7 protein-coding genes are annotated in these 14,625 nt (G+C 65.2%); 1 reads left to right on the top strand and 6 read right to left on the bottom strand.

What is annotated here, in order from left to right; translation table 11 throughout:
• Window positions 1-236: 236 nt before the first annotated feature.
• The gene (locus GGR62_RS13505; RefSeq protein ID WP_184408386.1) at window positions 237-3,056 is read right to left on the bottom strand and encodes a TonB-dependent receptor; all 2,820 of its coding nucleotides are present in this window, start codon (window positions 3,054-3,056) and stop codon (window positions 237-239) included.
• A gap of 531 nt (window positions 3,057-3,587) precedes the next feature.
• Complete coding sequence (locus GGR62_RS13500; protein ID WP_184408385.1) at window positions 3,588-5,945, bottom strand: Tat pathway signal protein; 2,358 nt, start codon at window positions 5,943-5,945, stop codon at window positions 3,588-3,590.
• Window positions 5,946-6,586: 641 nt separating this feature from the next.
• On the opposite strand from GGR62_RS13500, the gene GGR62_RS13495 reads away from it, so the two are divergent.
• Entirely contained in the window at window positions 6,587-7,753 is a 1,167-nt protein-coding gene (locus GGR62_RS13495; protein WP_221229182.1) for a DUF5694 domain-containing protein, read from the top strand.
• Window positions 7,754-8,512: 759 nt separating this feature from the next.
• Here GGR62_RS13495 and GGR62_RS13490 read toward each other — a convergent pair.
• From GGR62_RS13490 to GGR62_RS13475, 4 genes are all read right to left on the bottom strand, one after another.
• Window positions 8,513-8,809, bottom strand: coding sequence for a hypothetical protein (locus tag GGR62_RS13490; RefSeq protein ID WP_184408384.1), 297 nt, complete (start codon window positions 8,807-8,809; stop codon window positions 8,513-8,515).
• Window positions 8,810-9,041: 232 nt separating this feature from the next.
• Window positions 9,042-10,679, bottom strand: a complete 1,638-nt coding sequence (locus GGR62_RS13485) for a DUF5597 domain-containing protein (protein ID WP_326520264.1) — start codon at window positions 10,677-10,679, stop codon at window positions 9,042-9,044.
• Window positions 10,679-13,015 carry a S9 family peptidase gene (locus GGR62_RS13480; RefSeq protein WP_184408383.1) on the bottom strand — a complete coding sequence of 779 codons (2,337 nt, stop codon included), beginning with the start codon at window positions 13,013-13,015 and terminating at the stop codon, window positions 10,679-10,681. The genes GGR62_RS13485 and GGR62_RS13480 overlap by 1 nt, the downstream gene beginning before the upstream one ends.
• Window positions 13,005-14,591 carry an APC family permease gene (locus GGR62_RS13475; protein ID WP_184408382.1) on the bottom strand — a complete coding sequence of 529 codons (1,587 nt, stop codon included), beginning with the start codon at window positions 14,589-14,591 and terminating at the stop codon, window positions 13,005-13,007. Before GGR62_RS13475 ends, GGR62_RS13480 begins: the two co-directional genes overlap by 11 nt.
• Between the last annotated feature and the right edge of the window lie 34 nt (window positions 14,592-14,625).

The raw sequence follows: 14,625 nt of genomic DNA, 5'->3' as shown, positions 1-14,625 counted from the left end.
CGCCGAGCTGGCAAACCTCTGCTGGACCATGCCGTCGTATGGTCGTAAACACGCAGCGCTTGTCCCGACCCGGCGACAACAGCCCGGCATAACGTCGCGCGCACCCCAAAGCTGGCCGCATGCGACGCGCGGCATGGACAAGCGCATGCCGCAGGGCCAACGGATGCATTCCGCGTCGCGCACGAGAGCGGCACAGCGCATGATCCGCCGCGCTGCGGATGCAACTCCCATCCGGCTCAAAACTCCGCCCGCAGCCGCGCCCAGAACGAGCGCCCCAGGGTGTCGTAAGTGGTGGCATCGGTATTGGCGGCGTTGGAGTAGCTGTAGAACCGCGGCGGCGCGCGATTGCCGAGGTTGTCCACGCCGATGGCCAGCGTGCTGTGCAGGGTTTCCAGCTTCCGGCTCAGCGACACATCGTGATAGACCATCGAGCCGATCGGGAAATAACGGCAGCTGCCGTCGACATTGGTGTCGGCGCAGAAGTCTTCGTATTGGCTGCCGTTGACGGTGTGGCCCAGGTAACGGGTGCTCCAGCTCGCATGCCACGGCCCCTTGTCCCAGGCCAGATTGGCTACCGCGCGCCAGCGCGGCATATTGCCCCAGCTGGAATTTTCGCCAACGTAGTTATGCGTTTCTCCAGCGAAGCGATAATCGGAGAAGAAGGTCGCGTCCAGACCGGCAGCAAAACTCCCCCACGCGGTGTCGGCCAGCGTGTAGTGGATGCCGGCATCGTAGCCGCGGATATCCACCTTGCCGGTGTTGTAGGCGAACGGCACCGACACACGCGTCAGCTGCCCGGTCGCATCGCGCTGGATCAGCGGGCAAAACGCTGCATCACGCCCCTGGAAACAATCGTTGACCACTTGTTGCAGGCCGCTGCCGGTCAGCATGTCCTCCAGCACCACGCGCCAGCTGTCCACGTTGAGCGACAGGCCGCGCACCTGGTCGGGGTCGTACACCACCCCGACGTTGTAGGAGCGGCCACGCTCGGGCTTGAGCCGGAAGCCGACATTGTTGGCGCCTGAGGTCACCACGTTGAACTGCGCGGTGTTGCTGAAGCTGCCGTCGTTGGGCACGTTGGCGCAGGCCGGATTGGGCGCAGCGCCCGCATAGCCGTTGCATGGGTCCTCGAAATCGTCGGTGGTGTCGATCACCGCGTTGTAGGGCGAGCCATACAGATCGCCCAGCGCGGGGGCGCGGAAGACCTGCGAGCCGGTGGCGCGCACCAGCAGATTGGCGATCGGCCGCCACTCGATCGCCACCTTGCTATTGGTCGTGTTGCCCCAGGCATCGTATTTGGAATAGCGCGAGCCCAGATTGAGATTCAAGCTGCTGGCGAACGGTACGTCTTTGAGCAACGGCACCAGCAACTCGGCGTAGGCCTCGCGCACCGATTCGTCGCGGCCCTGCCGGAGGATGCAGCCATCGTTGTAATCGCAGTTGCCATCGGCATCGGCGGCGGCCACCTCGCTGCTGGTGCCCTGCGCGAACTTGTTGCTGCGATAGACCAGACCCACCGCTGCCTGCACCGCGCCGGCGGGGAGCTTGAACAGGTCGCCATTGGCGCTGATGTCGACAAACCGCATCTGGCTCTCGTCGATCAGGTCCACCGGCCGCTGGGTGCCGCGCAGCGCAGCGATGGTGGCCGGATCGTTGGGGTTGAAGATGTTGATCGGCGTGCAACCGGCGATCACCGCGCCGGGCGTGCCGCACTTGACCACCCCATCGCTGTCCAGGAACGAGGCGCCGGTGGCGTTGTTCAATGCCGAGGTGATGGAAAAACCGGTGCGCACCAGCGTGTCCTTGTAGCGTGCATACCCCGCTGCCGCATCCCACTGCCAACTGGTGCCTTGCACGCGCCCGCGCAGCCCGGCCACGATGTTGGTCTGGAACATCGTGGCGGTATAGACGCGCGTATTGGCCTGGGTGGAGCGCAGCAGATAGCGGTCCAGCTGAGCGCCGAACGGGTTGTAGTAGTTGTCGGCCGCACCCTCCATCTCCATCCCGAAGGCGGGCAATTGCGAGGTGGTCTTGCTGCGCGTCCAGAACACATCGGTATATGCCTGGATGTCCGGGGTGATGTCGAAGCTGCCGTGCAAGGACGCGTTGGTGCGCTTGATCGGCGTGATCAGATACTGCCCGTCGTAGGCGTTGTAGCTATCGGTCGCGGGATCGTACGGGCGAAATGCATCTTCGCCCACTGGCCCGGGCGGTACCCCGTCGACCGGCGTCACGCGGCGCCCATCGCTGAGGAAGGCACGCGTGTTGCCGCCACGGTTCTCGCTGACCTGGCCGTCGAAAAACTCCACCGACTTGGCGGCATAGCGGCGATCGCTGTTGAACACCGGGTTCATCGAAGTGCGACTGAGCCCGAGGATCAGCCCGCCGCGGTCCCAGCTCTTGCCCCACTCCACGCCCAGCGTGCGGCTATTGGCATCGCCATGCGTGCTCTGCGCGTAATCGGCAGTCGCCGCGAAGCCGTCGTACTTGTCCTTGAGGATGATGTTGACCACCCCGCCGATCGCATCGGAGCCATACACCGACGAGGCACCATCGGTGAGCACTTCCACTCGCTCCACCATCGCCACCGGGATCGCATTGACATCCACGCCCGGTGCCGACGCCACGCTGCTGGCCGGCCCGGCCATGCGGTGGCCGTTGACCAGCACCAGGGTGCGCTGGGGCCCCAGATTGCGCAGCGACACCAGCGCGCGACCGTGGCTGAAGCCGGAATTGAGCGCCGGGCCAGGCATGAAGCCGGACATCGCCGGGAGCTGCTGCAGCAACTGGCCCAGCGTGCTTTGCCCGCTGTCTTCGATGCGCTGGCGGTCGACCACGATGACCGGGCTGGCGGTTTCGGCATCCACGCGACGCAGATGGGTGCCGGTGACGTTGACACGGTCCAGGGTCTGGGTGGCACCGTCGTCGGTCTCGGCGCTTTGCTGCGCGAACGCCGGTGCGCTGGCGATGGACAAGGCCAGCACGATCGCATCGATCAGCGGACGACGCCGGGAAACACGGCACTGCGACAACGGAGCGAAGCGGCTTGGCGACATCGGAATTCCTTGTGCTTTCTAGGGGAAAACAGCAGACCTGCGCGCACTGTCACGCCGCACTGCGGCAGCGCAAGATGGGAGATGGACCACGACAAAGACGACACCAGTGCGCTGCCGCACGACGCGGCACTGGCAAGACAAGACGACGACACTGCCCTCCCCCTGAGAGCACGTCACCCATGCAGAGCAGGCCACGCAAAAAAAGCTTGCGACAATGCCGCGCTGGCGTCTTGACGAATTTATCCGGCACGCGTGCGGAAATTCACGTGCTTTTGCCACACTGTCGACATAAAGCGCGGTGACACCCGGCAAGCGGTTGTCGCATAAACCTGGTGCCTGCCGGATCGAACCCACGCGCCCGATGGCCATGCAGTCGCGGTATGGGTCGCTTCAGGCCGGCGTGGTGGCGCGGCCACTGCAGGCGCCCTGGAAAAGTAACCTTGTTACCGATAGCGCATGAGACGGCGATCGTTGCCGATCGCCGAATTCAGTTCGCGCCGATTTTCGATATATGCACTGCAACAGCATGCATCACACGTACCAGGCCTGCACCTGCACCGCCGCGTTGCCGCGCGGCAACGCGACCCGATCTGCATGCGGGCCTTGCAGCGAAGCCGGTCGCCCATCGACCAGCACGCGTTGCAGTCGCGTGCCGGCTGGCGCTCGCAGCGTCAGCCAGATGCGCTCGGGAGTACGCTCGGGCAGTTGCGCCTGTGCATCGATGCAGCGTGCCGCGGTATCGGTGCGCAAGCGCAGCGTCACCGCGCCCCAGCGGGTCGGCGCCGCCGTGATTCCCACCGCCTCGCCACTGCCCAGCCATGCGCGCGGCACTGCGCGCGCCAGAAACAACTGCTCGCCCGCGCTGTCGTCGCTGACCAGCATCCAGCGCAGCAGCAGCGGGATGGTCATCTGCGCCGGCATGCAGAACAGCGGCATGCCGCCGGTGATGCCGCTCACCTCGCCAGCCGTCCAGCTGCCACGCGTATGCACCTGATAACGGTGCGCGTAGACGAACAACAGATACTCTTCGATGCGATCCAGGCGCAGCAGTTGCTGCGCATAGCCGTAGGAAATGAAGCCCAGCAGATCGCGGCTACCCGGCTCGGGCGGTGCGATGTTGGCCACCACGCCGATGCTGGTGCCGCCGTGGCCGCGCAGGCAATCGATCACCAGATGGGCGAGATCGTCGGGGAGCACATCGGCCTGCAGCAACTCGGCATAGGCGCGATGCGGCCACTGCTGCTCGCTGGGTTTTTCCTGCAGCAACGATTGTCGAAAGGTCAGCGTGGTGCCCGGCAACGGGCCGACGTACGGCGGCGACAACTCGCGGCGCACATTGGCACGCAGGCTGGCCTGCAAGCGGCTGCGCAACTGCTTGGCGCGGCGTTGCCATTGCGCGGCCTGTGCCGCATCGCCACCCAGCGTGCCCCAGACCTGGGCGATGTCCTCCCACCCGCGAATGGTCAGCGCGCTATTGGCGTAGTACGGCTTCCACCACAGCGAAGGATCGGGAAACAGACACGCATCCGATTCGTTCCAGCCATGCAGCAGGCCGTGCCCGGACGCGCTACGCGGCAATGCCAATGCCTGGTCGTGCAAGTCGCACAAGACCTGCGCGGTGGCTGCGATCTTGGGCAGCAATCGACGCAGGCGCACCGCATCGCCGGTATAGCGCAGATAGCGCGCCAGCAGCGACAGGGTCAGCCCGAACTGCCCCACCTCCGGCCCGCGCATGTTCGGCAGGCCATCGTCCTGTACGAACGCATCGAAGTAGTTGTCCAGCACCGCGGCGGCCTGCGCGAAGCGGCCCCATTCCAGATTGGCGTAGAACGAACTGGTGAAGGTGTCCTGGAAGCCGTCGTACTCGTTGCCGTAATAGTCGCGCTCCACCGCACCGTACTTCGGGTAGTCGCCACCGGGGCGCACCACTAGTTCGCGCGCGAAGGCGAATTGCGCCATGGCGTTCCAGCTGGCATCGGGCAGCTGCGCCTGCACCGTGCCCTCCAATGCCTGCTGCCAGTACGCGGCGAAATCGATCAGCGCCGCATAGAACTGCTCGGCGGTGGCCGGTGTACGCATGCTGCCGAAGGCGGGATAGCTGTGCGTGTAGTGCACGGCCACGACCTGCCCGCTGCGGACCTGCATCGTGCGGTGCCAGGTCTGCACCACAAAGCGGTCGCTGGCACGCACATCGGCAAATACCAGCACGTCGTACCAGGCGTCGGCCTCGCCCTCGCGGCGCATCACCTTGCGTACCGCCGGCATCCAGCCACCGAGCATGCCTTCTTCGCGCCGTTTGATCAGCGCCTCCTCGCCAAGCTCGGTGAAGGCATGCTCCGGGCGCGCCGTACGGCTGCGGCCATTGGGCAAGATCGGCATGGTGTCCAGCGCTTCGCGCGTGCCGACGAACGTGGTCCACGGCCAGCGCCCACCGTTGTCCTTGGGGTCCAGCAACGACGCCGGCGGTGGCGCGACATCGCGCACCTGTGCTTCGTCGGGGTCGCCGTCACGCAGCAGGCGATCGGCGAGCAGGTCGGCGTCTGCCATCGCCACCTGCGCCAGCGGCATGCCGAAGTACGGCTTGGCGTCGGCCGGATAGGCCGGCTCGGTGCGCTTGTCCAGCCGCAACATGCCGGCCTCGGTCCACAGCGTGAGCTGGCCCTGCGGGTCGTCGAGATGCTCGTAGACGGTCCACTGCTGCTGCAGGTGCTCAAAACTGCACAGCGTGCTGCCCACATGCGCAGCTGAAGGCAAGGCCTCCAGGCGCGGTCGCAATGCTGCAGGCGGCGCGGCCGCGCTGGCCGACGCCGCATGACCCGCCAGCGCCGCGCCGGCCCCCACCGCCGCGGTCGCTGCCATGCCTTGCCGCAGAAAGGTTCTCCGGTCCATCGTCGCGCCCTTGAATGGTCTTGAGGCATCCTGCGCGCATGCGCCCGCGACGTCTTGTGGCAACGCTCCGACGCGGGTGCGGAAATCTGCATACCGACCAAGCCGCTGGCGGGTGCCGGGAGTGCCTGCTACAACCCCGCGGCATACAGGCACCAATGGCGCCAGCCGCATGGTCTGAGCACACCATCGACGACGCTTGTTGGCTCTACGTCGACTAGGCATTACAGGCAGTTCTTATGCCGCACAGCGGCCGAGCTCGTACCGCATCGCACCGCGATCGATCATGCATGCCGGCGATGGATGGACCGCATCGATCACCGCAAGTAGCCTGTGTTGCGCTGGCGTTCTTTCATGCGCGATGTGCAAGCGCCATCTGCAGTCGACGCACGGCCTGGAGCACTTCCTCACCTCTTACCGGACCTGAGCACCGAGGTTTTGCACAGGGCGCTTGAAGCGCGCCGCAGTCGATGCCCCAGCACCGAGCAAGCACGACGTAGTACGCGCCCACGCCCCCCCTGCCATTTGGCTGCATGACTTTCCGGCCGGGTTCGATGCCTGCGGTATCGGCCACACTCGTTGCGCGTCTACTGCCGCAGGGTGGGCTTGCGGCAGCGCGGATGCGATTACCCACAAGGACCGTCATGCAGCCCCGAGCACCTCGCAATTCGAATGGCGTCGACGCGGCAGCGTCGCGTTCCGCTGCAGCGTCCGTCTCGACCACCCTGCTGCACTCCCGCCGGCTGTGCATCGCGTTGCTGACGCTCATCGCACCAGGCATCGCGCACGCCCAGGTGGACCTGTCGCAACTGGATGCCCAGATGGCCGCACCACGCACCCAGGTGCTGGTGCTCGGCAGCGTGCACCTGTCGCAATTACCCAAAGGCAGTGACATCAGCGCAGCACGGCTGCAACCGTTGCTGGACCGGTTGGCGGCCTACAAGCCGACCATCATCACCATCGAAAACCTGTCCGGGGAAACCTGCGACCTGATGCGGCGGCATCCTGCGGTGTATCTGCCCGAGGACAGTGCGAGCTATTGCCCGGACACCAGCGAGGCAGCGCATGCGACCGGGCTGGATGTTCCGGCCGCCATCGGCAAGGTGCGTGCAACGCTCAAGACCTGGCCGAGCGCGCCCACGGCAGCGCAACGTCGTCAGCTCGCCGGGCTGTTCCTGGCCTCGGGCGATCCGTCGTCTGCCTTGGTGCAGTGGTTGCAGCTTGCGCAGACCGAGCAACGCGCTGGCGATGGCCTGGATGCCGCACTGGTGGCACGTCTGCGCACGCTAGAGCATCGTCCCAACGAAAGTCAGCAGATCGCCGCACGCCTGGCGGCGCGTCTTGGCCTGCAGCGCGTCTACCCGGCCGACGATCACACCGGCGACAACGTGGACCTGGGTGACCCTGTCGCATATGGCAAGGCGATCCAGGCAGCTTGGAAGAACGCCGCGCCGCGTGCGCAGGCCATGCGCCAGCGCGAAGACCAACTCGCCAGCGAAGGCAAGTTGCTGGAGCTCTATCGCGCAATCAACCTGCCGGCCAGTCAGCAGTTGGCGATTGCGGTGGATTTTCGCGCCGCGCTGAGCGAGAACTCGCCGCAACACTACGGCTATCGCTACGTCTCCGGCTGGGAGATCCGCAACCTGCGCATGGTGTCTAACGTGCGTGCCAGCTTTGCCGACCAACCCGGTGCACGCGTGCTGGCGGTGGTGGGCGCCACGCACAAGCCCTGGTTCGACAACTGGCTGGGACAGCTGCAGGGCGTGGAGATCGTCGATGCGGCGCAGGTGTTAGGCAGTGACGGGCAGTGAGTACAACGACTTCAGCATGACGCTCTAGATCAAAAGCCTAGTCAGTCGAGGGCGCGGTGCCCTCACAGCACCAGAGAGTCAATCGGTTGCTTTCTTGCAAGTAGAGTTAGAGCAGCTAACAAAACCTAGCGAGCGCCTGTCGGTGAGTGCAGTGGTTTTGTCGGCCGTATCTTGGTGGATGCCGTCAGAAGTCCAGATCAAACACTGAGTGGGTCGAATGCGCGGTGCCCTCACCGCTCGCGGGACACGCCGTGAACCCGTCCCTGGGGGCTCGGTGGCGGCATCCATGCCGCCACACGGTCCCGCAAGCGGCGAGGACACCGCACCAGAGAGTTAGTCGGTGGCTTTTTAAAGCCATGCACACAGACCAACTCGACTGGTCCTTGCCCGCCCACCATCGCGGGACCTTACGCGGCATGGATGCCGCGTAAGCGCTTACAAGGACGTACTTGCAGCGTGTCCCGCGATGGTGGGCGGGCAAGGGCCCTGCAGCAAACCCACAGATCAGCCGCTCTGCAACTGATCTACATGCACTGTCGAATCACGTCAACAATCGAAAGGACATGCGTTGGTGGCCGAGCTGGAACCAGGCGACGTCGAGTCGTTCATCGACACTGGCGGCGAAGCAGCCAGCGATTTACCGACTCAACGACCTGCAGAGCGTGAGCTTCGAGCCAGCTACCACTAGCTACGGCATCAGGCTGAAGGCCCTGCACTCGATGCAATAGATCGACAACGGCCGTCGTCCACTCCGAGCTCTCAGCTCACTACGTCCAACAAGCTACCCAGCATCTCGTCGGAGCGCCGTAGCGCAGTGGCGTTGGCCTGGAAATCGTTGCGTGCCGATAGCCCGTCGACCAGATCGGTGGCCGGTGCCGATGGATCGGATACCGCATCGACCACGCTGGCCGACACCCCGCCGTTGGCCTGGGTACTGGCGGCCACGGACTGACGCGGGCTGCTGTCCACCGGCTGGCGAGCTACATTGCTGGCGGCCACCTGCTGACGCAGCGCGGCGACCTGCATTCCGGAACTGGCGATGTTGCTGATGCTCATGGTGGCTCCGCTGCAGAAACTGAGAAATAACCGATGACGTTTGTTTACTGACCAATCGGAACAATCGCTGCCGGCAATTGTGCTGTGCTGCTTTCGCTCTTACTCCATCCAATGCTCGTGGCGAGCGTTCCTGACGTAAGGAGAACCGGCGGACAGAAACTGAAATCCACATCTCCCACTCACCGACTCCGACCAGACCCGCCACACGGCTGCGCAGTCGCCTCACGCACGCTCAATACGTGCCGACCCGCACACGCAGCACCACAGGCACCTCGCCCGACGCATCCACACGACCGAAGTTGAGCCCGTAGTCGGTCTGGTCGCCGTTGAGCTGCCTTTCCACCTGCCAGCGCCCGTCGACGTACCGCCCCTGCTCCACCCGCAACAGTTGTCCATGACGGGTATCGGCCGCCTCGCGGAAAAATTCAATGCGCGCGGCCATGCCGGTGACCAGAAATTCCTCCGGCCCCAGCTGCGCCACCAACAGCCGCCCGCCGTGGTCGTCGTTGCCCGGCAGGATGGCCGGCGCATCGCCCCACATCGGCGCGCCGAACGACACCTTGGCCTGCCAATCGCCAAAGCGCAGGGTGCGTAGCGGCATGCCCGGCTGCTCGGCAATGCCTTGCAAGCGGCCGTCGAAGGCGGCCTGCGCCAGCACGCGCTGCAGCGGCGCCAGCAGCTTGAAGTTGGCCGCGTGCGCGGCGATCGCGGCACGATTGGCGGCGCTGTCCTGATTGCCATCCATACCGAACACCGAAAAACCGATCCCGCCCTGCCCCAGCACATGGAACAGATACGGTGCCGTCGCCGCTTCGAAGCCAGTCTCCGACACCCAGGCCGGGTTGTCCGGCCGCGCGTACTGGCCGATGACCTTGGTGTACTCGTTGTAGTCGCTGGTGTAGATATCGGTGCCGATGAAGTCGATCGACGGCGTGGCCGCGCGCCATAGCGCGAACATGTTCACCGTCGCACCGCCGGACGGATAATCCAGCCCCGGATAACGCTTACCCTTGTAGCGCAGCCAGGTGTTGACGTAGAGCGGCAGCGGATACGCACGCTTGCCGGCGGCGGCCACCTGTTCGATATACGCCGCCGTTGCGTGCGCATTGAAGGCTTCCGCCGCCTCGGCACCGAACAGCTGCTGCCAACTGCCCTGCGGCTTGCCCAGCGCCTGCGCGATCGCCGCGGGCACCGGCTGCGCAAACGCCGCCTCGCCGGCCGGGCCGTGGTCGCGCACCGTGCCGATCGCGCCGGGCTCGTTTTCCACCTGCACCAGGATCACCGTGTGGCGGTCGCCATCGACCTTGCGCAGATGCTGCATCAACGCGGTGAACGCACGCGCATCGGCCTGCACATTGGCGGCCACATGTGGCGACAGCACGTCCACCGGCTCGCCATTGGCATCGCGCATGCGCGGGTAGGTGGCGTCGTCGCGCTTGATCCACTCCGGCACGTAATGCATCTGGCCGTTCTTCCAGCTGCCGAACCACAGCAACGCCACGCGCAGGCCGCGCTTGCGAGCGCCGGCAATCAACGCATCCACATTGGCAGTGTCGAAGCGGCCCGGCGCCGGCTCGAACTGCTCCCAATACACCGGCGCTTCCACCGTGTTGGCATGCAGCGCGACCACCTCGTCCAATGCCTGCGGCAACACCGCCGGCCATGCGCTGGAATTTTGCAACTGCGCGGCCAGCATCGTATATGGCGCACCATCGACAAACACCGCATGGCGGCCGTTCTGGCTGACGAAGCGTGGCATGTCTTCCGCGCACGCTGCCGGTGTCATCGCGATTGTTAGCAACGACGACATACACAGGAAGACAACCGCGCGGCAACGCGGGCGCATGGCGGACAAACGGGCAAACAGCATCAGCGAGCCTCCGGGGCGGATGAGTTCCAATGCGGCGTGGGCTGCCCGAGCAGGTGGCGCACGAAGAAGTCGTACTGGCGGCGTTGCACGTAATCGATCGGCCCGCTGGAGCGGCCCACCGAATGTTCGCCGCCCGGCACGTTGAGCAGGTCGAAGTCCTTGCCCGCCTTGATCAAGGCATCGACCACCTGCGCGGTGGACGCCGGGTCCACATTGCTGTCCTGTTCGCCGACGATCAGCAGCAGGTCGCCCTGCAGCTTGCCCGCATTGACCACGCCCGACGCAGCGGCATAGCTGGCATCCACCGGCCAACCCATCCACTGCTCGTTCCAGCTGATCTTGTCCATGCGGTTGTCGTAGCACCCCGCAAACGCCACGCCCACCTTGTAGAAGTCCGGGTGACGTTCCAGCGCGCCCAGGGTGCTCTGCCCGCCAGCCGAAGCACCGTAAATGCCGACCCGACTGATGTCGTAAGAGGCATCCTTGGCGGCCAGTGCACGATGCCAGGCGATGCGATCGGCAAAGCCGGAATCGCCGAGATTCTTCCACGCAACGTCGTGAAAGGCCTTGGAGCGATTGGCGGTGCCCATGCCGTCGATCATCACCACGATAAAGCCCAGGTCCGCCTGCGCCTGCATGCCGATCTGCTTGTCGCCGCCGGCGTGATAGCCGAACGGCCAGAACGTCTTGGGCACGAAGGAGTCGTGCGGGCCGGCGTAGATGTTCTCGATCACCGGATAGCGTTTGCGCGGGTCGTAATCGCGCGGCCGCACCACCATGCCCCAGATGTCGGTGCGGCCGTCGCGGCCCTTGGCGACGAAGGTCTCCGGTGCATGCCAGCCTGCGGCCAGCAACTTGTCGATGTTGCCCTGTTCCACTTGCTGCAGCAGCCGGCCATCGATGGCGCGCAGTTCCATCACCGGTGGCAGATCCGGGCGCGAATAGGTATCCACGTAATGCCGGCCGTCTTGCGCAATCGCCACATCGTGATCGGCATCGGTCGTGGTCAATCGGGTGAGATGCCGCCCATCGAAGTCCACGCTGTAGAGCTGCCGGTAGTACGGGTCCTTGCCCACATCCATGCCGCTGGCGGTGAACCAGATGCGCCGCTGCGCATCGTCCACGCGCAGCACATCGCGCACGATCCACTGCCCGTGCGTGATCTGCCGCTTGCGCTTGCCGGTGCGACCATCGAACAGATAGAGATGCCGCCAGCCATCGCGCTCGGAGATCCACAGCACTTCATCGCCGCGCCCATCCACGTCGTGCCGAAAGCTGCGGTCGGCATACACGAAGCTGCGTGCATCCTCGCCGACCGCCACATGCGCGGTGCCACTATGCGCATCCACCGCAATCACCCGCATGCGTTGAAAGCCGCGTTGCACATACTCGAACGCCACGCTGCGACCGTCGCTGCGCCATTGCAGGGGCGACAGCGCGTACGGGTTGGCGAACAACGCGGTCTGCACGTCCCGGTGCGTGCCATCCACCGCGAACAAGACCGGGCGCTCCACATCCACCGCATCGCCCGGCTTGGGATACAACTGCGTGTGTACCAACGGCTCACCGCCGCCGGCAGGCGCCGCCTCCACGCGCGTCACCCGACGGGCACGCCCCGGGCGTACGCGATACACCGCCAAGCGTTGCGAATCCGGCGACCAGGCGATGCTCTCCGGGTCGAAGTAATCGTCTGCACGGCCGTCGTTGCTGAGCCGGGTGAGTTGACCATCGGCAACCCGGCGCAGGAGCAGGTTCCAGCCATCGGCCAGCACCTCCCAGCGACCGTCGGGCGAGCGACGCGGCGTAGTGTCGGCCGGCACTTGCGGATCGCGCACCACGCCGAAGCCGCGTGGACGCAGTGTCGCGCCCGCGTCATCGCGTGCGCAGCGATACGTGGTCAGCGTGCAGCGCCAGGCATCGTCGTCGAGCTGGAAACGGATCGCGCCATCGCCGCGCTCGCCTTCCTGCGCATACGAAAAACGCTCGAACGGCAACCGCAACGCGGTGTAGGTCTGCCCGGTGGACTCACTGAGCGCCTGCGCGATGCGGGCCTGATCGAAGGCAGCCCGTTTCTGCTGCGTGGCCACCGTTTCGCTGACGAAAGCGAACCCACCAGGCACCGTCTTGCGGTAAAAGAATCTACCGTTGTCCTGCCATTGCGCCGGCCAGGCGACGTTCTCGGTCAGCGTTATCCAGTGTTCGCGCAGACCGAGCGAACGCTGGTAGTCGGCCACGCTCGGCGCTGCCTGCGCAGAGGCGGAGAGCAGCACGATGCACGCCGCCAGACCGCGTACCCCGTGCATGACCCACGCACGGCGACACGGCTCATTCACCATCGTCCTCCTCCAGCGCCAGTTCGTCGCTGCGCAAGCCACTGCGTGCGCCCCAGTGATAGATGAACAACGCGATCACCGCCACACTCAAGGTGTCGAACGGATGCGCGATCCAGCCATGGCCGCCGAACGTCCCGGCCCACGACACCGCCATCACCAGCACGAAGAACACGATCAGCCACAACGAGGCACGCACCTGCCGCAGCAGCCGCCCCCTGCCCTCGCGCGAGGGCAGTCGGTACAGCACGTACAGCGCGAACGCCAGCACCTGCAAACCGAGCAACCACGACAAGGTCGGCCAGGTGGACCAGTACACGATCAACGCCGCCACCATGAACGACAGCGGCCCCAGCACCGCCAGCCCACGCACGCGAAACGGTCGCGGCAGGTCCGGCGCACTCCGACGCAACGCCGCCACCGTCACCGGCGCCACTGCATAGCTCAGCACCAGTGCAGCGGACACCACGCCGATCAAGGTCTCCCACGACGGGAACGGCAGCGTCCAGAAGATCGACAAGCCCAGGCTCAACCACAATGCAGGACGCGGAATGCCCGACGCTGGATCCACCCGCGTCAACACCGGCAGAAATCCGCCGCTACGCGCCCAGCCGTACACCACGCGCGGGGTGGCATTCATGTAGATGTTGCCGGTGCCGCTGGGCGAAACCATCGCGTCGCAGATCACCAGCGCGGCCAACCACGCCATCCCCAACGCCAACGCGATGTCGTGGTACGGCAACGCAAACACCTTGTCGATGCCGCTCCAGCCCTGCGCCAGGTGCGCAGCCGGAATGCTGCCCAGAAAGGCCAGTTGCAGCAGCACGTAGATCACCGTGGACAACGCCACCGACAGGATCAAGGCGATCGGAATATTACGCTGCGGGTCGCGCACCTCGCTGGCCACCGACACGATCGGCGTCAGTCCCAGATACGCAAAGATGATGCCGCCGGCCGAGATCGCCGCCTCCACCCCGGCCATGCCTGCCGGTGCAAACCCGTGCACGCTCAGATTGCCCGGATTGAAGTGTTTCATCAGCAGCACGATCACCAGGATCGGCACCAGGAACTTGAAGATGCTGACGATGTTGTTGGCCAGCGCAAAGGTCTTGACGCTGAAATAGTTGAGCAGGAAGAACAGTACCAGCAAGGCCAGTTGCACCAGCCAGCCCCACACGCTGGGATGCGTGCCGTTGGCCTGGTTGAGCACCGGAAACCACGCCGCCGCATATTGCCGTGCGGCCTCCACTTCGATGGCGATCAGGCTGGAAAACGCGATCAGGGTGATGAAGCCGGTCAGCGAGCCGAGCAAGGCGCCATGCGAATACTCGGGGTAACGCACCACCCCGCCGGCACGTGGCAGCGCTGCGCCGAGCTCGCAATACACCAGGCCAAGCAGCAACACCGCGATGCCGCCGAGAATCCACGACACAATGCCGGCCGGCCCGGCGATCGAGGACACATGGCTGGCCGAGAACAACCACCCCGAGCCGAAGATCGACCCCAGCCCGATAAAGGTCAGGTCGGTCAGGCTCAGTCGCTTGTGGAACTTGCCTTGCGTGGTCGCAGTGTGTGTGGTCATTGGTCACCCCCAAGCATGGAAAGCGCGGTTGCTG

This window comes from Xanthomonas sp. 3075 (assembly GCF_014197275.1).
In the GTDB taxonomy this organism is placed as follows: Bacteria; Pseudomonadota; Gammaproteobacteria; order Xanthomonadales; family Xanthomonadaceae; genus Xanthomonas; species Xanthomonas campestris_B.
The sequence above is the reverse complement of the archived record's forward strand: the minus strand, read 5'-3'. Positions and strand labels throughout refer to the sequence as shown.

What these genes read in the sequence shown, in the direction of transcription:
- GGR62_RS13495 (WP_221229182.1), top strand. Translation starts at nt 6,587, where the DNA reads ATGCAGCCCCGAGCACCTCGCAATTCGAATGGCGTCGACGCGGCAGCG.
- GGR62_RS13475 (WP_184408382.1), bottom strand. Translation starts at nt 14,591, where the DNA reads ATGACCACACACACTGCGACCACGCAAGGCAAGTTCCACAAGCGACTG.
- GGR62_RS13490 (WP_184408384.1), bottom strand. Translation starts at nt 8,809, where the DNA reads ATGAGCATCAGCAACATCGCCAGTTCCGGAATGCAGGTCGCCGCGCTG.
- GGR62_RS13485 (WP_326520264.1), bottom strand. Translation starts at nt 10,679, where the DNA reads ATGCTGTTTGCCCGTTTGTCCGCCATGCGCCCGCGTTGCCGCGCGGTT.
- GGR62_RS13500 (WP_184408385.1), bottom strand. Translation starts at nt 5,945, where the DNA reads ATGGACCGGAGAACCTTTCTGCGGCAAGGCATGGCAGCGACCGCGGCG.
- GGR62_RS13505 (WP_184408386.1), bottom strand. Translation starts at nt 3,056, where the DNA reads ATGTCGCCAAGCCGCTTCGCTCCGTTGTCGCAGTGCCGTGTTTCCCGG.
- GGR62_RS13480 (WP_184408383.1), bottom strand. Translation starts at nt 13,015, where the DNA reads ATGGTGAATGAGCCGTGTCGCCGTGCGTGGGTCATGCACGGGGTACGC.